We start from the raw sequence: 22,887 nt of genomic DNA on the forward strand, positions 1-22,887 counted from the left end.
ACCGTCGTCGAGGTATGCGGAGGGTCAGGCCTGCTGTTCGCTGATGTTGACCAGCCATGTGATGCCGAACCGGTCCGTGCACATCCCGAACACATCTCCCCACATCTGCTTCTCCATCGGCACCGTGACCGTGCCGCCCGAGCCGGACAGCTTCTCCCAGTAGCCGCGCAGTTCGGCTGCGTCGTCCCCGCTCAGGCTCACGGCGATGTTGTTGCCGGGCTTGTGCTCCATGCCGGGCGGTGTGTCGGCGCCCATGAGGGTGAAGCCCTTGTCCGTCTCGAGCATGCTGTGCATGACCTTGTCGGCGGCGTCACCGGCCTCCTCCGCCTGGAATTCGCCGAAGGTGCTCACCGTCAGGGTGCCGCCGAAGGCTTCCTTGTAGAACTCCATGGCTTCGCGTGCGTTGCCGTCGAAGCTGATGTACGGGTTGAGCCGAGAAGACACGAGATGATCCTTTCGCGAGGCAAGTCCGTCCTGGCAGGTTAGGCGGTGCGGTGTCTGTGTGGGCGGGTGACTCCCCGGCGGTCACGGCGCCGTCCGCTGGCGACGGCGGGCCGGGCGCCGCGGGTGTTTTCCGCGATCGAGGTCAAGGGTCCCCGCAGCAATGCTTCGTCATTGTTGTACTTACTCAAGTTCCAGAAGTCGGCCGCTGTGCCCGGAAGTGGACTTGACGCGCCGGAATGTGAATGGCGGACGCCCGGAACTCTTGTTGTCGGGAGGCGAGTTGTGTAAGGGTGAGCTTCCTCACGTCCGAACAAGACTATTTTGATCAACCGTTCGAATTTCTCCGAAGGCGACCCGACTCCAAAAGAGGGGGCATCGCCCGCATAGGTATGTACCAACAGGTGCGCGCCTTTCGCCCGGCGTCCGCGGCCCCTCGGCCGAGGCTGCCACCCTTGCAACCCCCCACCGCAATGCCATGGATGGAACGACGTCTATGCAGCACGCCCGTACGCCCGGAATCGCACCTTCCGTGCAGTCAAGCCCTGCTCCCGGGATCTCAGACGAGGAGCTCTCCGCCGCGCTGGGGGCCGGCGAAGGCGCCAAGGAGGCCTATCCTGCGGCCACTTTGCTGGCGCGGCACTGGCAGCCGGTGTTCGATTACGCATCGATCTGTGCCCCTTCTTCGAATATTGCTTCGATGTTCACCACGGTGGCTTTCGCCCAGCTGATGGAGAATCTCGCGCACACCGGCGCACCGGCCGGTGCGCTGCGGCCGCATCTCCTGGTGACCACCCGTCATATCGCCAAGGTATGGGCCAGTGACGAGCGCGTGGCCGCCATGCTGCCCGGACTTCTCATTCCCGAGCTGCCTTCCGAGAATAGGCAGCTCGTCTCACGCGCTTTCCATGCAATGCCGCTGACCGCCCAGGTGCTGCTGTGGCATGCCGAGGTCGAGGCCGAGGGCATATCCATACCCGCCGGTTTGCTCGGCATCGACCCGCGTCTGGCGAGCGACCAGCTCGAGCATGCGCGCGAACAGTTCCGGCAGGGTTGTCTGCGCGCCCACCGGGAGCTCGCCACCGACCAGCGGTGCCGCCACTTCAACCGGCTGCTCGACGTGTCCCTGCGCCGCGGCGGCGCGCTGATTCCCGACATTCAGCAGCATCTGGCGAACTGCCGGCACTGCCGGTACGCGGCCGATCAGCTCAGGCAGTCCGGAGGCCGGCTCGGTCAGCTGCTCGCCGAGGCGCTCCTCGGCCGGGCCGCCCAGCCGTACCTGGAGTCGCGCCCCGGCCGGCGGGGCGCCCCGGCCCAGGCCAGAGCCGAGGCTCGGCGGCCGGGCCGGCACTCCAGGGGCGGACGGGGCCGCGCGGTGCCCCGTGTCGCCGTTCTGGGCAAGCACGTTCCACTGCCCTTCTCGCCCAGGATGCTGGTGGCGGGAACCGCTCTCGCCGCGGTCGGGCTGCTCTTGCTCGGTCTGGTGGCCAGTGCATGGTCCGACGACGACGATCAGGCCGGCCCGGTCGTGCCCAGCGGAGCGGTCACCGGCCCGTCCGCCACCGCCCCGGCACCGGGCACCGGAACCGGCACGGCCCAGCCGTCCGGCACCGCGCCCCAGCCTTCGACGACCTCCGCCGCCCACCCGGGCGGCCCGCTCACCACACGGCTGCGCAATGCCGAGTCCAACCTCTGCCTCGACATCCCCACCGTCACACCGGAACCCGGCACGGACGTCGCGATGGCGGTCTGCTCGTCGGCCCCCGCCCAGCAGTGGGTGTACGAGAGCGACGGCCGCCTGCGCAGTGCCCTGGCCCCCGAGCTGTGCCTGGACTCCCATGGGCTCGATGGCATCGTTGTCCTGGACACCTGTACGACGACGGCCGCGCCCGATGCCGTGGACGTCCGCTACGACCTGACGATCCAGGGCCAGATGATCCCGCGGTGGAACGACAGACTGGCCGTGATGCCCGCCGCTCCCGAGCCGGACAGCCCGGTGGTCGTCAAGGTGCGGGACGACTCCATCGGCCAGATCTGGGCCACCGACACCATGGGCGCAGGGACCGCGCGGCAGTCGGGCACCGCCACCGCCTCCCCGTACGCCGCGGAGGTCGGCGGACCGGCGAAGGGCGGGCACTGTGTCGGCGGGACATGCCCGCCGCAGTCCACGCCGGCGGAAGACGACGCGGCGCCGTCGCAGGACGACGGCGTACGGAAAGAGGCGAGGGACAAGAAGGCGGAGAAGGAGGCGGGCCGGGAGCCGGCCGAGGTGGCCGGCGAGGAATCGGACGAAGGGCCGGACGAGGAAGCAGAGGAAGCGGCCGAGGGCGCCGGTCTTCGCCGGGTCAGCGACAGCGGGCAAAACTCGCAGGAGCCCCGGTCCTTCGGGCGGCCCTCGGCCGTCCCCGCCGTGACGCCGTCCCGGGCGCAGGCTGCGGCGGACGAGGTGTCCGCGCCGTAGCGCGTGGGCGCCGCGGCGCCCACGGCGAACGGGGCCCGGTCGCCACCGGGCCCCGGATCAGCCGGTCGTGGCGATCACTCGAACTCCGGATTGTCGCCCTTGGCCGTCTTCGGATCGATGACCGCGAACCCCGCCCCCTGCTGGTCGGACACCGATGCGAACCGCCCGAAGGGGCTGTCCGTCGGCCCGTGGTGCAGCCGGCCGCCCAGCCGCGTGACCGTGGCGACCGCCGCGTCGCAGTCCTCGACGGCGAAGTACACATTGACGAACGGCCGCATGTCGTGCGGGAACTCGGCCGTCATCTTGAGGCGGCCCGCGACCGGCGCGCCTTCGATGTGCCACAGGTGATAGCCGACCGACTCGTCCTTCATCCGCTTCACCTCGAAGGAGAAGACGGCCGGGAAGAAGTGGTCGGCCTTCTCCACGTCCCGCGTGGTGATCTCCGTCCAGCAGTACGCGCCGGGTTCGCCGATCTTCTCGAAGCCTTCGTGGGTGCCGGCCTGCCAGACGCTGAAGTACACACCGCTGGGGTCCTCCGCCGTGATCATCGTGCCGAAGCCGGCGACCGGCATCGGGTCCATCAGCAGCGCCCCGCCGTTGTCGCTGATCCTGCGTGCGGTGGCTGCGATGTCCGACGTGGCGAAGTAGAGGTTCCAGGCGGGCGGTGTGTCCATGCCCGGCATCCGCGGGACGACCGCGGCCACGGCCTTGCCGTCCGACCGCGCCTGCGTGTAGCCCCCGAACTCCGCCGAGCCCTCGTCGAAGGTCCAGCCGAGCAACTCGCCGTAGAAGCTCTTGGCGGCCTCCACGTCGGGGAACATCGCGTCGGCCCAGCAGGGCGTGCCTTCGGGTAGCGCTGCCATCGTGTCCAAGCCTCCTGCTCGTGGATTGCCTGCTGCTGCCAAGCTAGGCGGCGCACCGGCCGATCGCCCGTCGAACGGCCCGCGAACACGCCGCAGCGTCCGCCCGGCCCGTCGGCAGCCGGCCCGCACAGGCGCCGGGACGGATCACGACCGCGCGATGAGGCCGGGCAATGCGCTCATGTCGTGGAAGACGACCGTGCGGTCTCCTTCGAGCAGCTCGGGCCGGGTGAGTCCCCCGGCATACCCGAGTGCCCGCATACCCGCGGCCCGCGCGGCCCGGACACCGGGGCGGCTGTCCTCCACGACCACGCAAGCAGCCGGGTCGGTGTTCACCTGCCGCGCGGCATGGAGGAAGAGGTCCGGTGCCGGCTTGCCGCGCGCGACGTCGGCCGCACTGTAGATGCGGCCCCTGAAGCGCTCGTACAGACCGGTACGGCCCAGGGTGTGGCGCATCTTCTCGGGGGAGCCGCTGGAGGCGACGCATGTGGGCACAGCGATCGCATCGAGTGCCTCGGGCAGTCCGTCGACGGGAGTCAGTCCTTCCTCGACCCCCTCTGCGTGGAGCTCCTCGAACCGCTTTCCCCAGACGGCTGCCGTCTCATGGCCGAGCCGAGCGGCTACTTGCTCGAGGATCGCCGCGTGGGAGCGCCCGATGAAACGCTCGACGACCTCTTCCTCGGTGAGCGGCCAGCCGAGCTCTGCCCCCAGCGCGATCTGCACGCGCGAGGCTATGCGTTCGCTGTCCACCAGCACGCCGTCGCAGTCGAAGATCACTAGTTCGATGGGTCGGATCATCCCTGCAGGATAGGGACTTGGGCGCGAAGCGTGCGAAGCGGAACGTGGCGGCACGTGAGCCCGGACGCCGCGCCGGGTGTCGTCGCCCGACCGCCGCTCGGTGCGTCACCGATCCGTCCCCGCGCCCATGGCGGGAGGCCGCCATGGCAGCTATCCGCCAACAACTCCCATGCCTCAAGCAACTTGTGAGCACCCACACTCTTCGCAGCGCCCGGAGCCACCCCCTTCACCGGGCGTCACAGGGAGAGACATCCATGACCAGAGCAACCACGAGGCGCAGGGCCCGGCTGATGGCAGCCGGGCTCTCGCTCGTACTGCTCCCGGCCGGGCAGGCCGTCGCCGCCGGCGCGGATCGCGCGGCGGCGCCGAACACCGCCCCCGCGACCGCCGCCGCCCGGGCAGCGCACACCGTCACGCTGGTGACCGGGGACAAGGTGACCGTCACCGACCTCGGTGCGGGCCGGAAGGCGGTGGCCGTGGAGCGGCCCAAGGGCGCGAGTGGCGCCGTGCGGAGCGAGATCTCCGGCGGTCGCGTCACGGTTGTGCCGGACGAGGCCCGGCCGTATCTGCGCTCCGGCATCCTCGACGAGCGGCTCTTCGACGTCACCGGGCTGATCGAGCAGGGGCTCGACGGCAAGGACGGGCTCCCGCTCATCGTGTCGTACGCCAAGGGCACGCAGGGCGCCGCCCCGCGCACCCGCGGCGCCCAGCCCACCCGGGCGCTGCCCAGCATCAACGCCATGGCGGTCGAGGCGGCGGCGTCCGGCGAGTTCTGGCGCACGGTCACCTCCGGCGCGGCGAAGTCCCGGTCCGCGTTCTCCGCCGGGGTCGGCAAGGTCTGGCTGGACGGCCGGGTCGAGGCGGCCATGGCCGCCTCCAACGCCCAGATCGGCACCCCGAAGGCGTGGGAGGCCGGCCTGACAGGCAAGGGCGTCACGGTCGCCGTCCTCGACACCGGGGTCGACGCCGGACACCCCGACCTCGCGGGCCGGATATCCGCGTCGAAGAGCTTCATCGAGGGACAGGAGGTCGCCGACCGCGACGGGCACGGCACTCATGTCACCTCCACCGTCGGCGGCAGCGGGGCTGCCTCGGACGGCAAGGAGAAGGGCGTCGCCCCGGGTGCCGACCTCGCTGTCGGCAAGGTGCTCAGCGACGAGGGCTCCGGCAGCGAGTCGCAGATCATCGCCGGCATGGAGTGGGCCGCCAAGGACATCGACGCCAAGATCGTGTCGATGAGCCTCGGTTCGCAGCAGGGCAGCGACGGCACCGACCCGATGGCGCAGGCCGTCAACACCCTGTCCGCCGAGACCGGTGCGCTCTTCGTCGTCGCCGCGGGCAACAGCGGCTACCCCGGCTCCATCGGCTCGCCCGGCGCCGCCGACTCCGCGCTGACCATCGGCGCCGTCGACGCGGCCGACGAGCCCGCCTACTTCACCAGCCAGGGCCCGCGCCTCGGCGACAACGCCCTCAAGCCGGATCTGTCCGCGCCCGGTGTCGACATCCTTGCCGCCCGCTCCACACTGGTGCCGGGCGAGGGCACGTACACGACGATGAGCGGCACCTCGATGGCCACCCCGCATGTCGCGGGCGTCGCCGCGCTGCTCGCCGAGAAGCACCCGGACTGGAGCGGACAGCAGCTCAAGGACGCGCTGATGTCCACGTCCGAGCAGCTCGGCGCGGACGCGTACACGATCGGCGCGGGTCGCGTCGACGTCCCGGCCGCCGTCGACGCGACGCTCACCGCGACCGGCAGCGCCGACCTCGGCTTCTACGCCTGGCCGTACGAGGAGAACCAGCCGGCCACCCGCACGGTGACGTACTCCAACCACTCCGACGCCGCCGTGACGCTGGACCTCGCCGTCGAGGGCGTGCCCGCCGATGCCGTGACGCTCGCCGACAGCTCGCTCACCGTGCCCGCCCACGGCACTGCGCAGACGAAGGTCACCGGCGACGGCTCGAAGGCCCCGGTCGGTACCACCTCCGGCCGGATCACCGCCACCGCGGGCGGCAAGGCCGTCGCCCGCACGGCGGTCGGTCTGGTCAAGGAGGAGGAGCGGTACAACCTCACCGTCCGCGTCCTGGACCGCGACGGAGCACCCACCGCCGCCTTCCTCGGCGTGCAGCGGCTCGCCGAGGGACACGACCCCTTCCCGGCCGCCGTCGGCGACTCGGGCACCCTCGAACTGCGGCTGCCCCCGGGCACATACACGGTCGACACCTTCCTCGACGTGCACGGCAGCAACGGGAAGGACTCGCTGGGCCTCGGTTTCCTGACCGACCCGGAGATCGTCCTCGACCGGGACCGGGAGATCACCCTCGACGGGCGTGAGCTGCGCGAGATCCGCGCGGACGTCGAGCGCCGCACCGAGACCCGCCAGCTGCTGATGGAGTTCAGCCGCACCGCGGGCGGCGCCGCGTACGGCGGCGTCGTGCAGGTGCCGTCGAAGTACGACAGTGTCTTCGCGGCGCCCACCCGCAAGCCCGCCACGGGCACCTTCGAGTACCGGACCGCTTGGCGGCTCGGCAAGCCCGTGCTCGACGTCACAGCCGACGGCCGCCGCCTCGGCGAGGCCGTCGTCCAGTCGGGAACGGTCGTCCTCGACGGGAGCGAGCGCCTCGGCGTCGTGGACGCGGGCGAGGGCGCGCCGGCCGACTACACGGGCAAGGACGTGCGCGGCAAGGCCGTCGTCGTACGGCGCACGGACGCGATCAGCGCCGCGAAGCTCGCGCAGAACGCGCAGGACGCGGGCGCGAAGGCGCTGTTCGTCACCGATGACGCGCCGGGCCGGCTGATGGCCTGGTTCGGCACCGAGACCTGGGAGGAGCGCCCGCTCCATGTCGCCACCGTCAATGCGGTGGACGGCGCCCGGCTGATCGAGACGGCCCGCCGGCACGGCAGCCTGAAGCTGACCGGCACCCGGTACACGCCCTACGTCTACGACCTGTCCGAAGGCCACCCCGGCGCCGTACCGGACCGCGACCTCACCTACCGGCCGGGCAAGCGCGAACTGGCGGTGATCGACGCCAGGTTCCATGCCGCGAAGCCGGCCGACGGCGGCGAGTTCCGCTACTCGATCACCGACACCTTCCCGATCGGCTTCGGCTTCCAGGAGAAGATCGCGTTCCCGGTGGAGCGGACCGACTACGTCAGCACCGGCCCCGGGCAGCGCTGGCACGAGTCGATGAGCAACGGTCCCGGCGCCATCGAGCAGCGCAGCGGCCTCGTGGACTACCGGGGCGGAAGCAGCGTCGAGCTCAACTGGTTCAAGCCCGTGCTGCACCCGTGGCTCGGCACCGGCCTCGGCTGGGGCCAGCAGCGCAGCGGCAACAACCTGCGGTTCAACACTCCTGGTTGGGGCGACTCGGGACCGGACCACACCGGCTTCGGCGATGTGTGGAGCGACAGCTCGATGACCCAGTTCACCGAGGTGTACGTGGACGGCGAGCGAGTCGACCGCAAGATGAGCTCGGCTGCCTACGTCTGGGACGCCGACCCGGCCGAGAAGACGTACAAGGTCGTCACGGACACCACGCTCGACCCCGAGCGCTGGGAGCTCTCCACGAAGGGCCACGCGGAGTGGACGGTACGGTCCGCCGAGACCCCGGCCGACCGGATGACGTTCCTGCCGATGCTGAACCTCGGCTTCGACGTGGACACGGATCTGCACGGTGATGTGCGGGCCGGAAGCCGTCTGGAGCTCGGGATCTTCTCCGAGTACGTCAAGGGCGCGGCCTCCACCGGGAAGATCACCGGTGGGGCGCTGGAGGTGTCCTTCGACGACGGCACGACGTGGACGAAGGTCGAACTCGACGGCGTCCGCGGCAGGTCCGCCGCCTGGGAGGGCTCGGTCCGTGTCCCGGCAGGCGCGCGGTACATCTCCCTGCGGGCATCGGCCGCCGACGACAAGGGCGGCTCGGCGAAGCAGGAGCTGATCCGCGCGGTCGGTGTGAAGAAGTAGGAACGGGCGAAGACGAAGGGCCCGGTACCGCCGTACCCGGGCCCTTCGTCATGCCTCTCAGATGGCGGCCGGTCCCACCACCCCGCGTACGACGCCGAGTTCGACCAGGTCCTGCGGCCGCAGCCGCAGCTGGTCCGCCGTGCGGGGCACCTCGGCGGGGTCGCGCTTGAGGATCGCGGCGGCGAGCTCCGGAGCGATGACGGAGAAGTAACTGTCGGGCGTGGCCCAGGTGTTGCCCGGCGCGGCGAGCGCGAGCGCGCCGCCCGAGCCGCCCTCGCCGATGAGCAGGCTGGTCAGCGGAGTACGGGCCGCGGCCATCGTCGCGAACAGCTCGGCGATCGCGGCACCCGCGCCCGCGTGCTCGGCCGCGGCGTCATTGGCCGCTCCCGGCGTGTCGATGAGCGTGAGCACAGGGATCCCCAGCCGGTCGGCGAGCCGCACCACGCGCGCGGCCGTGCGGTATCCGGCGGGCAGGGTCGGGGTGCCGCACTGCGCGACGAACGCGACCGGTCGTCCGTCCCGCATTCCGACACCGCACAGCACGCCGGGGTCGACGCCCCCTGACCGGTCCCCGCGCAGCGGCTCCCGACGCGTGAAGTACGCCTCCAGATACGCCCCGGCCCGCGCCCGCCCCGGGTCGCGCGCCTGCCGAACGGCGTCCCAACCGGTCGCCGGCAGAGTCGCCGCCCCGAGCGCGTCCGGAGGGGGCACGGGTCGGACACGAGGCGCGCCCCGCCCGGCGCCCGGGGCCTGCGGGCTGTCGGCGCCCGGTGCTGAACCAGCCTCACCCGCCTCGCCCGGGCGGTTCGGCCCATGTGCCGATGCGTCACCGGGAGCGGGAGCCTCCTCGGGCGAGGAGCCATCGGCGGGACCATGCCCGACGCGGGGTGCGCCCGGCCGGCTGCCGGCCGGGGCAGCGGTCTCAGCCTCCTTCCCGCCTGGTGGCGAACCGACCTCGCCCGTCTCGCCGCCGGCGGGCAGAGGGCTTGCCTGGCCCGGGCGGTCGGGTCGGGGTGCCGGCCATGCGCCGCCGGGGGCGGGGGCGTCTCCGGGCGGAGAACCATCGGCCGGCCGGCCGCCGGGGCCAGGCGTACCGGTGCCGCTGCCGCACATGTCGGCCTCCGGCCCGTCCGGCGGTCCGTGCCGGCCACCGGGCACCGGCTCGGCGCGGGGCGCGTCCGCCGCAGTGCGGTCCTGGCCGGCCGCAGGGCCCAGCGCCGTCACCCAGAACTCGACCGTCGCCCGCAGCTCCTGCGGCCGCACGATCGCGTCGATCTGGCCCGCCGCCAGCTGGCCCTCCGCCGTGTACGCCGCCGGGTCCGCGTCAGCGGGGCGGACACGGGAGCCGGCGAAGCCGACCTGGGCGCCGGGAAGCGCCAGGACGACGTCCGCTCCCGCGCCCAGCGTCGCCCAGCCGCCGCCCGTCGTCGGATCGCGCAGCACCGCGATGTGCGCCACGCCCGCCTCGCGCAGCAGCACGGACGCGCGGGCCACCCGCTGCAGCTGGGTCAGGGCCACCATGCCCTCCTGCATACGGCTGCCGCCTGTGGCGATCAACGAGACCAGCGGCAGCCGCCGTTCGCGCGCAAGGGCGTACGCCGCCTCCAGACGGTCCCCGGCCCGCCGGCTCAACGAGCCGCCCAGGAAGCCGAACTCGAAGGCGATCACCACACAGCGGCGGCCGTCGCCGAGGGTCGCCTCGCCGTGGACGACGGACTCCGACGAGCCCGTGCGCCGCGCCGCGCGGGCGCGGGAGGCTCCGTACCCGTCCCAGCCGATCGGTCCCTCGCCCACCTCCGGCAGCTGAGCCGTGTGGTGCTCCGTGAAGTCGTCGCAGATCAGCGCTATCGCCTCGCGCGCATTCGCCCGTTCAGCCATGAAGTGCCCGTTTCATGATCTTGCCCATGTCGTTGCGCGGCAGCACATCGAGGAAGCGCACCTCGCGCGGCCGCTTGTGCGGGGCGAGCTGGGACGCCACATGAGCCGTCAGATCCCCGGCCGACGGCGGCGCCTGGGGATCGGCAGCCACGATCCAGGCCACCACCCGCTCGCCGAGATCCGGGTCCGGCTCGCCCGTCACCGCCGCCTCGCGCACGCCCGGGTGGTCCAGGAGCACGTTCTCGATCTCCCCGGCGCCGATCTTGTAGCCGCCGCTCTTGATCAGATCCGTGGCCTTGCGGCCGACGATCCGCACCTGGCCGTCCGCGTCACGCACGGCCATGTCCCCGGTGCGGAACCAGTCCCCGTCGAAGGCCGCGGCCGTCGCGTCGGGACGGTTCAGATACTCCGTGAACACGTTATCGCCGCGCACCTGGATCTCGCCGATCGTCTCCCCGTCCAGTGCGGTGATCTCCGTGCCGTCCTCCTCCACCAGCCGCAGCGACACCCCGCGCAGCGGCACCCCGACCGTGCCCGGCCGGGGCTCGCCGTCCACTCGGACGCTGGTGTTCATCAGCGTCTCGGTCATGCCGTACCGCTCGATGACCCGGCGGCCGGTCGCCGCGGCGATCCGCTCGTGGTCGGGCAGCGGCAGGGCGGCCGAGCCCGACACCAGCAGCCGCGCGCCCGCCAGGGCCTTGGCGAGCTCCGGGTCGTCGTCGAGCGCCTCGGCCAGCCGGTGGTACATCGTCGGTACGCCGAAGAGCATCGTCCCGCCGCCGGTGAGCTCCCGCCTCACCCCCTCGGGTGTGAACCGGCCCAGATGCCGCACCTGACCGCCGCGGCGCAGGGGACCGAGGATGCCAAGGATCAGGCCGTGCACATGAAACAGCGGCAAGCCGTGCACGAGTACGTCGTCGGCGCTCCACTGCCATGCGTCCTGCAGTGCGTCCAGTGTCGTCGCGATCGCCCTGCGCGGCAGCACGGCACCCTTGGGCGGGCCCGTGGTTCCCGACGTGTAGACGATCAGCGCGGGGGAGTCCGGGCCGGCCTCCGGCGGCAGCGGCGTCGCGGTCACCCCGGACACCGGGATGTCGACGCGCTCCAGGGCTTCCAGCGCCGCGGGCAGCTCGTCGTCGGGCCCGGCCAGCACCGCGAACGGGGCGCTGTCGGCGACGATGTGCGCCAGCTCCCGCTCACCGGTCCGCGGATTCAGCGGCACGACCGGCATGCCGGCCAGCAGCGCCGCCACGGCACCGACCGCGGTCTCCAGCGTCGGCGCGGCCCACAGGGCGACCCTCCCCGGGCCCGCGTCCGGACGGAGCCCCGTCCCTGGCCCGGCCGCCGCGAGCCGGCCCGCGAGCGCGCCCGCAGCTTCGGCCAGTTCCCGGTAGGTGAGGGCGCGTTCCCCGAAGCGCAGGGCGACCTTCCCCGGGTCCTCTGCCGGGGCGAGGCCTGTCTCCCTGCGTCCGGAGCCAGGGGCGGCGCTGTCCAGTGCCGGAAAGAGGGAACCCACTCGTCGTCCTCCTTGAGTCGCGTGCTCGTGGACCGTCTCCGGTCATTCTGGCTCCCCCGCAAGGCGGAGAAGCCGGAAGCCTCCGGTCCGTCTGCGGGCCGATGTGCCGAGGCCACCGGTCCGGCACCATCGTGTCCTGCGGGGGAGACACGGGGGCAACGGGGGAGAGAACGGGGGAGCGGCGGCGGGCCCCGCCGTCCGGACGTCAGGCACGGCCGACGCGTCCGGGCGGCGGGGGCCCGTGCGCGGGCGCGGCCGGCTCAGGCCGTCGGCCTGATGTTCCGCATCCGCCCGTACGCGTAGACACATCCCGCCAGTGCCAGGTCCGACAGCAGCATGAAGCCGATGGAGTACGAGCCCTGCGAGCTGTAGATGGCGCCCATCACCAGCGGTGGCACGAACCCGCCGAGCCCGCCCATCGCTCCGACGATGCCGGTCACGCTGCCGACCTGCGGTTGCGGCGTCACCTGGGCGACGAGGGCGAAGACACTGCCGCTCGCCGTACCGAGCCCGGCGGCCATGCACAGCAGCGCCATCGTGCCGCCCGGGTACAGCGGGGGGTCGAAGGCCTGCACGATCGCCCACAGCGCCGCGAAGCCCAGCGCGGCGGCGGTCACCAGGGCCGGGTGGATCCGGTCGGACGCCCAGCCGCCGATCGGCCGGAACACGACGGTCATCAGAGCGAACCCGGCGGCCTTGGTACCTGCGTCGGTCGCACCCAGCTCGTACCAGGTCTTCAGATACGTCGGCAGGTAGACGCCGAACGCGACGATGCCGCCGAACCCGATCGCGTAGAGGGCGGACAGCTCCCATGTCACGCGCAGCCGTGCCGCCTGCCCCAGCCGGTGCCCGAGCGACGCCGTGGGCACCGGCCGGTCGGGCCGGTCGGTGATCGTTACGGCGGCGAGCGCGGCGAACACGGCGAGCGCGATCGCCACGATGACGGACGGCAGGTTGTCGCCGCGCTCGGCGATCCGGGGCGTGAAGAAGCCCGACAGGGCCACACCGCCCATGCCCATGCCGAAGACGCCGATCGCGAAGCCGCGTCCGGCGGGCGGAAACCACGAGTTGACCAGCGGAACCCCGATGGCGAACGTCGTGCCGCCGAGTCCGAGCAGAAACCCCACGGCGAGCATGGCGGCGTAGGAGTCCCTCACCGGGATCAGCAGCAGCACGGGCACGATCGTGAGCGCGGACACCAGCGGGAACATCAGCTTCGCGCCGTACCTGTCGGTCAGCGCACCCGCCGGGATCCGGCCCAGCGACCCGACGAGCACCGGCACCGCGACGAGCAACGACTGCTGGAACGAGCTCAGTTCGAGTCGTTCCTTGTAGTCGCCGCTCAGCGGTGCGATCAGGTTCCAGGCCCAGAAGGTGAGCGTGAACCCGACGGTGGCCATGATCAGATTGCGGTACGCGGCGGCGGAGGGCTTCGCGACGGTACTCACACGGCCAGTCAAGGTGTCTAGGGGTCACAGAGCGCGCCGGACTGCTCCGTACGAGCGGGCCCGGTCAGGGCAGCGGCAGCGCGACGTTCACGGCGTACACGGCGACCAGTCCGTACCCGAGGCGGAAGGTCCAGGCGCGGGCCCGGTCCGGGATCCGGGCCCCGGCGAGCCCGCTCGCCCCTACAAGCAGTTGCTGCCACGCCATCGAGGCGATGAGCACCCCGCCGACGAACACGGCACCGGCGGCGCCCCCGCGCAGGGTCGCGCCCTGGGCGGTGGTGAGGGCGGCGAAGTAGAGGGCGGTGGTGGGGTTGACGAGCGTGAGCGCGGCGAACCGCACGAACGCACGCCCGGGGGTGCCGACCCGGCCGGGGTGGCCCTGCACGCCGTCCACCCGCACACCGCGCCGACGTGCTGGCCCGACGGCGTCGCGGGCCGACGGACGGGTCTTCGCCCCGGCCTCGTTCACGCCGGGCACCGCCGCGTACCGGCCGGCGCCGGTGGTCGACGGCGGCGTGCCGCCGGCACGGCGTGGCTGTGGCGGGTGCGGATCTGCGGCCTCGCTCGGGGCCGCGGATCCGCGTGGCCCCGGGTCCGCGACCGTGTGCGCGGCGCGGCCCCGGTCGGCGCCCGGCCTGCGCACACCTCGGGAGGCCAGCAGGCCGTGGACCGCGATCACCGCCAGGATCAGCGCCGACACCAGGCGGACCCACGCCTCGACCCCCGACAGGGCGGCGGCGACCAGCGGGCCGAGGGCCGTGGCCAGCGCCGCGTACGCCATGTCGACACATGCCACCGCCGCCGCCCCGGCCATCGCGCCGCGGCGGTCGCGCATCGCCTCCTGGACGAGCAGAACGCCTATCGCCCCCATCGGCATCGCCACACCCAGGCCGGCGATGGCCCCCGCCGTTGCTGTCGTCCAGATATCCGTCATGGGCACACTGTCGGATCGCGGCCGCCGCTCACGCGGCCGGATTACGGCCGGGACTGCGACAATCGCGGCATGGACAGCCTCGACAGTGAAATCCTCGGTGTGCTGCGTGAGGATGCGCGGATCTCCTACCGTGACCTCGGCGTCCGTGTCGGCCTCAGCGCCAACGCCGCCGCCGACCGCGTACGCCGGATGCGCCGCGACGGCGTGATCCGCGGCTTCACCACCCTGGTCGACCCCACCGCGGAATCCCGCGCCGGTCTTGTCGTCTTCATCGACATCACCCTGCGCCTCGACACCACCAACGAGGAGTTCGAACGGGTCGTGCTCAAGCTGCCGGGCATCACCGAAGTCGTCCACGTCACCGGAGCGCACGACTATCTCGTCCGGGCCCGGGCAGCCGACCCCGCCGAGCTGGACACGCTGCTGCGCACCCTCAAGCGCGAGGCCGGCGTCGCTCAGTCCAGCACCCGGATCGCGCTGCGGGCCGCTACCGGGGGGCCGGCCAGATGACCGTCGTGTCCTGCTCGCCCTCCCCGACGCCGTCGTCCGTGACCGTCAGCCGCACCGCGTCCCGCCCGTCGGCCGGTTCGCGCGCCGGCGCGTCCAGGGCGCCCGTGGAGTGAGGGGACGGCGAGAGGCCGAGCAGTCCCGTGTCGTCGCCGTCGCCGGTGACGTGCCCTCACCGGCGGTACCTCTCATCGGCCCTGGTGGGGGTGTTCAGCGTCGACGCGGGTCGGGTCACGGTGACCGGCGTGCTGCGGCGTACGGGAAGTGCCCCCGCGCCTGGTGAGCGACATGCACCACGCACGTCGCCCGGGCGCGGATCGACGTCCGCCGCGCCGCGCTTCGCGCGCAGCGTCCGGCCGCGGAACGCGTGGGGCGCCGAGGCCGGCTGCTGCAGGGATGGGATCGCGGGCGCCGCGGCCGCGCCATCGGCAACGCGCGGCTGGACGGGACGGCCCGGCAGGCGGCACCCCCCAGCTGTTTCGGCGCCCGCTCGGGCGCGCCCTCGTCGGGTCCGCCCGAGCCGGTCATCGCCTCACTCGGCGTCGGCGAGCGGATCGGCGGTGTCGGCCTCGGCGAGGGGATCGAAGACGAGCGGGCGGATCTGACCGTCCAGCATCGCGCCGAGACCCAGCACGGCGCAGGTGTCCGGCCGGTCGGCGATATTCACCGGCATGCCCGTCGCATCGCGCAGCATCTGGTCCAGGCCCGGCAGCAGCGCGCTCCCGCCCACCATCACGATGCCGCGGTCGACCAGATCGGCGACCAGGTCGGGCGGGCAGTCCCGCAGCACCTTGCCGATGCCGTCGAGTACGGAGGTCAGCGGGGTGTGGATGGCATCCCGTACCGCTGCGGTGTCCACCGTGACCGAACGGGCGAGGCCGGTGGCCACGTCCCGGCCGTGGATCTCGGTCGAGGCGGGGCCGTGGGGGGTCAGGCCGTTCCCGCTCAGGGCCAGCTGGAGCGGGCGTACGGACTGGCTGGGCAGCATCAGCTCGTGCTGGTGGCGCAGATGCTGGATCACCGCGTGGTCGATGGCGTTGCCGCCGATGGGGATCCGCGTGGCCGTGACGATCGACCCGAGGGAGAGCACCGCGACCTGGGTGGTCGCCGCCCCGCACATCATGATCATGGTCGCGGTGGGCTGTTCCACCGGCAGCCCGCAGCCGACGGCCGCTGCGATCAGCGTGTCGACCAGCTCCACCCGGCGGGCACCGAGGCCCACCAGGGTCTCCACGGTGGCGCGCTGGGCGAGCGGGTCGCTGTCGTGCGGGGTGCTCGCGGCGGCGCGCAGCCGTGGCCTGCGGCGCAGTTGTCTGCGGAGCTTCTCGCCGAGCAGATGGCGCAGCATCCGCTGGGCCATCTCGATGTCGACGACGGTACCGCCGGCGACCGGCCGGGCCACCCGGATGTAGTGCGGCGTGCGGCCCGTCATCTTCTCGGCGAGCGCGCCGACCGCGATCAGCGCACCGGTGCGGGTGTTCACGGCGGCGACGCTGGGCTCGTCCACGACAAGGCCGAGACCTTTGACGAAGACCCGGGTGCGGGCGGCCCCCATATCGACGGCGACATGGCAACGGCGCAACTGATCAAGGCTGACGGTCACGGCAGGTCCTCCCGAGAGCGGTACTTGTACGCATTGTCCGATTACCGCAGGAGTTGTGCGCGTCGAGTTGCGCCGGCCGGGGGGCAGGACCTGACGCTCCGCCAGATCCGCTGTGCTGCCCGGTCAGTCGTCCTGGACCAGCCGTTGGAGCAGCCCCCAGGTGAATTCCGCGATCCGCTGCCCGCCGTCGGGGAGGGTGAAGGCCAGCCGCCATCTGGTCGGTGCCGAGCCCTCCATCGGACGGGCCGGCGGGAAGGCCCGGGCCACCTCGTCCACCGTGCATGACCAGGGCGTCAGATCGCCGGCCGTGCGCAGCTCGGGCCCCGGTGCCCCCGGCGCCCTCACCAGCCATTCGTTCCAGACCGCTCCGGAGTCCGGTGCCGTCAGCACCTCGAAGCGCAGATCGGGCCAGAGCGGCAGCCGCCACAGCAGCGCATCGCACTCCAGATCGCCGATCCGCCTGCGGGCGGCCTGCTCGGGGTCGCCCAGGACCGATCGGTAGCGGGTCAGCGCGCCGCGGCTGCGCGGTGAGTGACTCATCGCCTGCCAGCGGCGGTTGGCCTCGCGCTGGTCGGCGAGCGAGGCGCCGAGCTCCCGCCGGGCGTCCTCGGCGAGACCGGGCTGGAAGTCGGCCATCCGGCGCAGCAGCACCAGCTGGAAGTCGAGCGGACCGAAGGGTGCGGCAGGGGTCATGGCAGACATCCTGCCCCTCGCGCAACGTCAACCAGGGCGACGGGACTCGCCGCGGAAGTGAAGATTCCTCACAGGATCCACACAAGGTGCCCTACATCTCGTACCCCGCGGGCGCATAGCCTGCGGGCGCCATGGATTACTGCCACCCCTGCGGACGGCACCTCAACGGCGCCCTGGCCTGTGCCGGGTGCGGTACACCTGTCGAGGAGCTGCGCCACTTCAGCCCCACCGCGGCCGAAGGGGACCACGTCTACGAACTGGACGTGGTGTCCGAGCCCGCGGCGCCCCGGCGTGCACGGCGGCAGCAGCCGGCGCAGCGCCGAGAGGCGCCCTCGGGGCGCCGCAAGGCCACCAGGGCACGCCGTGCGCGCAAGCGGCGCGGGCGCAACGTGGTGCTCGGTACGTTCGGGCTGGCGCTGGCGGCCGGGGCGCTGAGCCTGGCCGAACTGGCCACCGAAAAGGGCGGCTCCGACGGAGCGGCGACCTCCGTGCGGGACAAGCCGGTGGTCGAGTCGGAGTTGCCGGAGCCCACCGAGAGCGACGACGCGCCGGAACTGCCGGCCGGGGTGGACGAACCCGCGGTCACCTCCTCCGGCTCCCCGCGCCCCGCCACGTCCGCCACCGGCACGGGCAGGAGCGGCAAGCGTTCGGGCAGCCCGGGCAAGGGTGCGGGCACGCTGCCCTCCGCGTCCGAGTCGGCAGGCGGCGGTCCGTCGCCGTCCTCCTCCGCGGACCCCTCGCCCGGCGAAGGGTCCCCCAGTTCCACTGCCGACCCCTCGCAGGGTCCGGGTGATCCCGCACCTCCGGGCCAGGAGCCCCCGCCCCCGCCGGAACCGACTCCCACGGAGACGTGCGAGCCGTTCCTGTGGTGGTGCATCTGAGAGCTGTCCCGCGGAAATGTGCGGGGCGGCAGGGGTGTACGGCCGGCGGTCCGACGCCGAACGACGGACCCCGGGGCGTGCAGGGCCGCGCTACTCGGTGCCCGGATCCTCGCCCAGCATCCGCTTGAGCAGATCCCGCAGCACCGTGCGCTCGTCGGTGGACAGCTCGGCCAGCGGTTCGCGCGCGAAGCCCAGCGAATCCCGTAGCCGATGCGCCGTGTCACGGCCCTCTTGGGTGGCCGCGGCGATCTTCACCCGGCGGTCGCCCGGGTCGGGGCGGCGTTCGACCAGGCCGCGGAGCTCCAGCCGGTCCACGATGCCGGTGATGTTCGACGGTTCGCACTTCAGCTTCTGCGCTATCCGGCGCATGGGTGTGGGCTCCAGGGACAGCAGTCCCAGCACGCGCGCCTGGGCCCCGGTGAGGGAGTGCGCGGCCGCGGCCCGCTCGTACTCGTCGTAGTAGCGGGCCACCACGGCACCGATGAGCTCGACGACCTCGAGGGTCAGGGGATCTGTTCGCTGACTGGCCATGGACAACAGAATACCCAGTTACTTGACAACATGAAATATTCAGGAGCATGGTTGTTTCAGGTAATGAAGCTTTACGAGGAGGAATCGCACCATGTCCGCACTTCCCGCAACTGGCCGTGAATGGCACCTTGTCGCCCGCCCGCACGGCTGGCCCAAGGCCGAGGACGTCGCACTGCGTGAGGTTCCGGTCGCCGCGCCGGGCGAGGGGCGCATCCTTGTGCGCAACCACTACTTCTCGGTCGACCCGTACATGCGCGGCCGGATGAACGACGTCAAGTCGTACGTCCCGCCGTTCCAGCTCGACCAGCCCATGGACGGCGGCGCCGTCGGCGAGGTCATCGCCTCCGAGGCCGAGGGCTTCGAGGTCGGCGACCATGTCCTGCACGGTCTCGGCTGGCGCGAGTACGCGAACGTGCCCGCCAAGCACGCCACCAAGGTCGACCCCTCGCTCGCCCCGCTCTCCGCGTACCTCGGCGTGCTCGGCATGACCGGCCTCACCGCTTACGCGGGCCTGTTCGACGTGGCCTCCTTCAAGGAGGGCGACGCCGTCTTCGTCTCCGGCGCGGCAGGCGCGGTGGGCAGCCAGGTCGGCCAGATGGCCAAGCTCCGCGGCGCCTCGCGCGTCATCGGTTCCGCCGGCTCCGACGAGAAGGTCAAGCTCCTCGTCGAGAAATACGGCTTCGACGCAGCGTTCAACTACAAGAGCGGTCCCGTGGCCCAGCAGCTGAAGGACGCCGCCCCCGACGGCATCGACGTCTACTTCGACAACGTCGGCGGCGACCACCTCGAGGCGGCCATCTCCTCGCTCAACGTCCACGGCCGGGCCACCATCTGCGGCATGATCGCCCAGTACAACGCCACGGAGCCGAGCCCCGCCCCGCGCAACCTCGCCCTCGTCATCGGCAAGCGGCTGCGTCTGCAGGGCATGCTCGTCGGCGACCACGCGGCGCTCCAGCCGCAGTTCGTCCAGGACGTGGCCGGCTGGATCCGCTCCGGCGAGCTCAAGTACGACGAGACCGTCGTCGAGGGAATGGAGCACGGCTTCGACGCGTTCCTCGGTCTGCTTCGCGGTGAGAACACCGGAAAGATGATCGTTTCGCTCACCCGCTAGGCTCGCGGGCAGGCCGTCGCGATCGTGGGCGCGAGTCGCGGCGTCACCCCAGGAGGAACACGCAGTATGTCCATCCAAGCCATAGACGTCCTCTACACCGCTGTCGCCACTGCGGAGAACGGCCGTGACGGGCGCGTCGCCACCGACGACGGCATGCTCGACGTCGTCGTCACGGCGCCCAAGGAGCTCGGCGGCAACGGCGCCGGTACCAACCCGGAGCAGCTGTTCGCCGCCGGCTACAGCGCCTGCTTCCAGGGCGCGCTCGGTGTCGTCGCCCGCCAGGAGAAGGCCGACATCTCCGGTTCGACGGTGACCGCGTCGGTCGGCATCGGCAAGAACGGCAACGGCGGCTTCGGCCTGGAGGTCGCCATCAGCGTCTCCGTTCCGAACGTCGACGCGGCCACCGCCCAGGCGCTCGTGGACAAGGCCCACCAGGTCTGCCCGTACTCCAACGCCACGCGCGGCAACATCAAGGTCGAGCTTTCCGTCGTCTGACCAGCGGCACGCTTCGACCGAGGGCCGCATCCCCGCAGGGGGATGCGGCCCTCGGCCCTTTCTGCCTGCCGCTATCCGACCAGCGCCCGGCCGATCTGCGCGAACACCCCCTTGGGGTGGGCGCGGAAGAGCGGCTCCGTGCCGAACAGCACCACAGAAGCGCCCGCCCGGGAGACACCGCTGACGACCGACGCCTTGCCGGCCGCGGCCGACGGACCGCCCGTGCCGTCCTCGTTCGCCCGCCAGTGGCCCGCGACCAGCGGGTTCCCCGCGGCGTACGACTGCTCGACGCGTACACCGGCGCCGAGGCCGGTGAACCAGCGCGGCGCGTACACAAAGGTGTGCGGCAGGGACCCGGCCGTGATCCGCGCACCCGGCCCATTGACCACCCGGACCACGCCGTTGGCGTCCCCGCTGCCCGCCACCGGCGTCACCTTCAGCAGCCCCGCCGCTGTGTTGAACGCCGCTCCCTGCTCCCCGAGCGCCACCACGCGACCCTCGCCTCCCGTCAGGAACGCGTCGAGCGCGCTGCGCGCCTGCGCGCCGAGTCCGGCGTGATCCAGCCCGCTGGACACGTACAGGGCCCCGAAGCCCGTCCAGTCGAAGCCCGCGTTGAGCGTGGCCGTCGTCACCGGTGTCACGTCGAAGCCCATCTCGCGCAGTGCGAACAGCTCACCGGAGGTCACCGCGGCAGCCACCTTCGTCCGCCGCAGTGCGGTCGTCCCCTCGGCCCTCGTGGCAGGGAACGCGACCCCGAGCCGGTCCGCGAGCACCCGCGCCGCACCTCGGGCCGAACCGGGCACCACCACCGAGCCGTCCGCCGCGCGCCGCACCCGGACCCCCTGCGCCAGCAGGGAGTTGAGCGCGGCGAGCTCCTTGGGATCGTCCAGGCGCAGCCGCAGGTCACCGAACGGGGCGACGTACCCGGTCGCCGATGCCGCATGGACCGTGCGGGTCGGTACGCGCGGCGTGCCCGAGTCCGCCCGGTCCACGCGCGCACCCCACAGCAGCCCGAGGCTCCAGCCCGAGATGTCGTACATCGTGGAGACGTCCGCGCTGATGTCACGGCCGGCGTCGAGGATCACATTCGCGAGCCCCCGCTTGGGCTGGCGCATGTCGACGATGTACGAACCGGCCGCGTAGCGGCGGCCCGCGAGCGAGAAGCCCGTGCGCGCCCGCTCCACCCTCACGTCGTTGGCGACCAGGTGGTCCACCAGCCGGGCCGCCGCCGTCGCGCTGCGCTGACCCCTGCCCGCCGGGATCACATACGCCCGCGGAAAGGCGGTCGTGTACACATCCTCCGGGCCGATGCCCGGCACCCCGGGCACCGTCTCCGTCGACACCGGCCGCTGCGCCTCACCCGCCGCTCCGCGCCGGAAGGTCTCTATCTGATCGGCGATCACCGAAGTGCGGTGGGTGTACGTGTAGTCGAGCGTCGCCCGCATCGCCGCGCCCGCGACAGCGGTGTTGATGGCTGCCCGGCGGCGCAGCTCGTCCACGGGCAGCGTGGTGTACGCGCTGTTGTTGACGGCCATCGGGAACTCGATCGTGTGCGAGGCCACCGCGCCCTGGAACGGCATGTACTGCGGAGTGAAGACGGGCGGCCAGTCGTCCCAGCCCTCCTGCTCGTCCCGGAAGGGGATCACAGCGGGCCGCACGCCGTCCTTGTCCGGGGTGTAGCCGAGCCCGTTGACGGCCTTCTCCATACCCAGCGCGTTGGCGTACGCGTTCTTCAGGAAGAGGTCGTACTCGTAGTTCTCGCCGTGCGGCGGGGTCGTCGGCTCGATCAGCGTGCCATTGACGTATCCGTGCAGATCCAGCATCACGGCCGGCTGCTTGTCGATGGCGATCCGCCGGATGGCGCGCGCCTCGGGCTGGGTCGCGGTGATGAAGTCGCGGTTCAGGTCGAAGCCGTTCGCGTTGGCGCGGGTGCCCGCGATCCGGCCGTCCGGATTGGCCGTCACATTGAGATGGACACGGCTCGTGCCGAGCAGCGCTGCGGTCCTCGCGTCCTTCGCCCTCGCCAGCTCCTCGATGAGCTTCAGGGCAGCGTCCGTGCCCTCCCACTCGTTGCCGTGGATGTTGTTGTTGATGAAGACGGGCGTTTTGTACGCGGCCTTGATCCGACGGTCCCCGGCAGCGGCAGCAGGCTCGTTCTCGATCCGTTCCCGCATCCGCTCCTGCTCACGTGCCTGCGCGGCGCTCTCCGGCGCGGTGACGGTGACCAGATACAGCTCGTGCCCGCCGGCCGAGTGCCCGGCGACCTCCACGCTGACCCGGTCGCCGAGACGCTGCAGGGCGTTGAGCCGCGGCGCGAGCGAGTGGTACGGCGCCAGACCGAGCTTGATCGACTTGTCTGCGGGGTTCACCGGCGGAACCGTGAGCGTGGTCCGGCGCGGGTATCCGCGGTTCTTGCCGAGCACGGGGGCCCGCGCGGTGAGCGCGTGGGTGGTGGCTGCCAGGGGCGCCCCGGCGGCCTCGGTGTCGCGCCCGCTCCCGTCGCGTACGGGATGCGGGCTGTCGCGGCCGGTCGCGCCGGTGAGCGCGTTCGCCGGCGCGGCTACGAGCAGCAGCGCACCGGCGAGCGCGGCGACAGCAGCGGATGCGGGTCGGGGAATCCCCATGTGGACGACCTCCGTGGACGGTGAGGCGGTTCGGCGGCGGACGGCTCGGTCAAACGATCAGCCCTGCACGGTCTATCGCGTCAACTCCCCGGCAACAAGAGGTCCTTCGGTCGCGCGCCGGTAGCGCCCCCCGGCCTGGGCCGA

At 72.2% G+C, this 22,887-nt stretch carries 17 protein-coding genes; 6 read left to right on the plus strand and 11 right to left on the minus strand.

Annotated elements, in window-relative coordinates:
- Positions 1–24: 24 nt before the first annotated feature.
- Positions 25–444: a VOC family protein gene (locus ABZ208_RS18755; protein WP_356910565.1), complete on the minus strand. Its 420-nt coding sequence runs from the start codon at positions 442–444 to the stop codon at positions 25–27.
- Between the two features lie 697 nt (positions 445–1,141).
- Between ABZ208_RS18755 and ABZ208_RS18760 the strand changes: the two genes are divergently transcribed.
- The gene (locus ABZ208_RS18760) at positions 1,142–2,902 is read left to right on the plus strand and encodes an RICIN domain-containing protein (protein WP_356910566.1); all 1,761 of its coding nucleotides are present in this window, start codon (positions 1,142–1,144) and stop codon (positions 2,900–2,902) included.
- A 74-nt stretch (positions 2,903–2,976) separates the two neighbouring features.
- On the opposite strand, the gene ABZ208_RS18765 is transcribed toward ABZ208_RS18760, so the two are convergent.
- Together ABZ208_RS18765 and ABZ208_RS18770 are read right to left on the minus strand one after the other, a co-directional pair.
- Positions 2,977–3,765: a VOC family protein gene (locus ABZ208_RS18765; protein WP_356910567.1), complete on the minus strand. Its 789-nt coding sequence runs from the start codon at positions 3,763–3,765 to the stop codon at positions 2,977–2,979.
- Between the two features lie 144 nt (positions 3,766–3,909).
- Positions 3,910–4,560 carry an HAD family hydrolase gene (locus ABZ208_RS18770; protein WP_356910568.1) on the minus strand — a complete coding sequence of 217 codons (651 nt, stop codon included), beginning with the start codon at positions 4,558–4,560 and terminating at the stop codon, positions 3,910–3,912.
- A 254-nt stretch (positions 4,561–4,814) separates the two neighbouring features.
- On the opposite strand from ABZ208_RS18770, the gene ABZ208_RS18775 reads away from it, so the two are divergent.
- On the plus strand, positions 4,815–8,522 hold the full coding sequence (locus ABZ208_RS18775) for a S8 family serine peptidase (protein WP_356910569.1): 3,708 nt from the start codon (positions 4,815–4,817) through the stop codon (positions 8,520–8,522).
- 57 nt (positions 8,523–8,579) lie between these two features.
- On the opposite strand, the gene ABZ208_RS18780 is transcribed toward ABZ208_RS18775, so the two are convergent.
- The 4 genes from ABZ208_RS18780 to ABZ208_RS18795 form a co-directional block, all read right to left on the minus strand.
- Positions 8,580–10,400 carry a carboxyl transferase domain-containing protein gene (locus ABZ208_RS18780; RefSeq protein ID WP_356910570.1) on the minus strand — a complete coding sequence of 607 codons (1,821 nt, stop codon included), beginning with the start codon at positions 10,398–10,400 and terminating at the stop codon, positions 8,580–8,582.
- Positions 10,393–11,895 carry an acyl-CoA synthetase gene (locus ABZ208_RS18785; RefSeq protein WP_356910645.1) on the minus strand — a complete coding sequence of 501 codons (1,503 nt, stop codon included), beginning with the start codon at positions 11,893–11,895 and terminating at the stop codon, positions 10,393–10,395. The genes ABZ208_RS18780 and ABZ208_RS18785 overlap by 8 nt, the downstream gene beginning before the upstream one ends.
- Positions 11,896–12,176: 281 nt before the next feature.
- Positions 12,177–13,316 (minus strand): MFS transporter, encoded by a 1,140-nt coding sequence (locus ABZ208_RS18790; RefSeq protein ID WP_356910646.1) that lies wholly within the window; start codon positions 13,314–13,316, stop codon positions 12,177–12,179.
- Positions 13,317–13,428: 112 nt separating this feature from the next.
- Positions 13,429–14,298, minus strand: coding sequence for a hypothetical protein (locus ABZ208_RS18795; RefSeq protein WP_356910571.1), 870 nt, complete (start codon positions 14,296–14,298; stop codon positions 13,429–13,431).
- A 69-nt stretch (positions 14,299–14,367) separates the two neighbouring features.
- Here ABZ208_RS18795 and ABZ208_RS18800 point away from each other — a divergent pair, with 69 nt between their 5' ends.
- Positions 14,368–14,808 carry an Lrp/AsnC family transcriptional regulator gene (locus tag ABZ208_RS18800; protein WP_356910572.1) on the plus strand — a complete coding sequence of 147 codons (441 nt, stop codon included), beginning with the start codon at positions 14,368–14,370 and terminating at the stop codon, positions 14,806–14,808.
- 529 nt (positions 14,809–15,337) lie between these two features.
- On the opposite strand, the gene ABZ208_RS18805 is transcribed toward ABZ208_RS18800, so the two are convergent.
- The gene (locus ABZ208_RS18805; protein ID WP_356910573.1) at positions 15,338–16,408 is read right to left on the minus strand and encodes a rod shape-determining protein; all 1,071 of its coding nucleotides are present in this window, start codon (positions 16,406–16,408) and stop codon (positions 15,338–15,340) included.
- A gap of 123 nt (positions 16,409–16,531) precedes the next feature.
- Positions 16,532–17,110 carry a hypothetical protein gene (locus ABZ208_RS18810; protein ID WP_356910574.1) on the minus strand — a complete coding sequence of 193 codons (579 nt, stop codon included), beginning with the start codon at positions 17,108–17,110 and terminating at the stop codon, positions 16,532–16,534.
- Positions 17,111–17,232: 122 nt separating this feature from the next.
- On the opposite strand from ABZ208_RS18810, the gene ABZ208_RS18815 reads away from it, so the two are divergent.
- A complete protein-coding gene (locus ABZ208_RS18815; RefSeq protein WP_356910575.1) occupies positions 17,233–17,982 on the plus strand; it encodes a hypothetical protein in 750 nt (249 codons plus the stop codon).
- A 90-nt stretch (positions 17,983–18,072) separates the two neighbouring features.
- Here the strand turns inward: ABZ208_RS18815 and ABZ208_RS18820 are convergent, their stop codons facing one another.
- Positions 18,073–18,513: a MarR family transcriptional regulator gene (locus ABZ208_RS18820; protein WP_356910576.1), complete on the minus strand. Its 441-nt coding sequence runs from the start codon at positions 18,511–18,513 to the stop codon at positions 18,073–18,075.
- Positions 18,514–18,604: 91 nt separating this feature from the next.
- On the opposite strand from ABZ208_RS18820, the gene ABZ208_RS18825 reads away from it, so the two are divergent.
- Entirely contained in the window at positions 18,605–19,624 is a 1,020-nt protein-coding gene (locus ABZ208_RS18825) for an NADP-dependent oxidoreductase (RefSeq protein WP_356910577.1), read from the plus strand.
- Positions 19,625–19,690: 66 nt separating this feature from the next.
- On the plus strand, positions 19,691–20,119 hold the full coding sequence (locus tag ABZ208_RS18830; protein ID WP_356910578.1) for an organic hydroperoxide resistance protein: 429 nt from the start codon (positions 19,691–19,693) through the stop codon (positions 20,117–20,119).
- Between the two features lie 71 nt (positions 20,120–20,190).
- Here ABZ208_RS18830 and ABZ208_RS18835 read toward each other — a convergent pair whose 3' ends face one another.
- Positions 20,191–22,743 (minus strand): M14 family zinc carboxypeptidase, encoded by a 2,553-nt coding sequence (locus tag ABZ208_RS18835; protein ID WP_356910579.1) that lies wholly within the window; start codon positions 22,741–22,743, stop codon positions 20,191–20,193.
- Positions 22,744–22,887: the final 144 nt, after the last annotated feature.

It is taken from the genome of Streptomyces sp. NPDC006208, assembly GCF_040613775.1.
Taxonomy (GTDB): domain Bacteria; phylum Actinomycetota; class Actinomycetes; order Streptomycetales; family Streptomycetaceae; genus Streptomyces.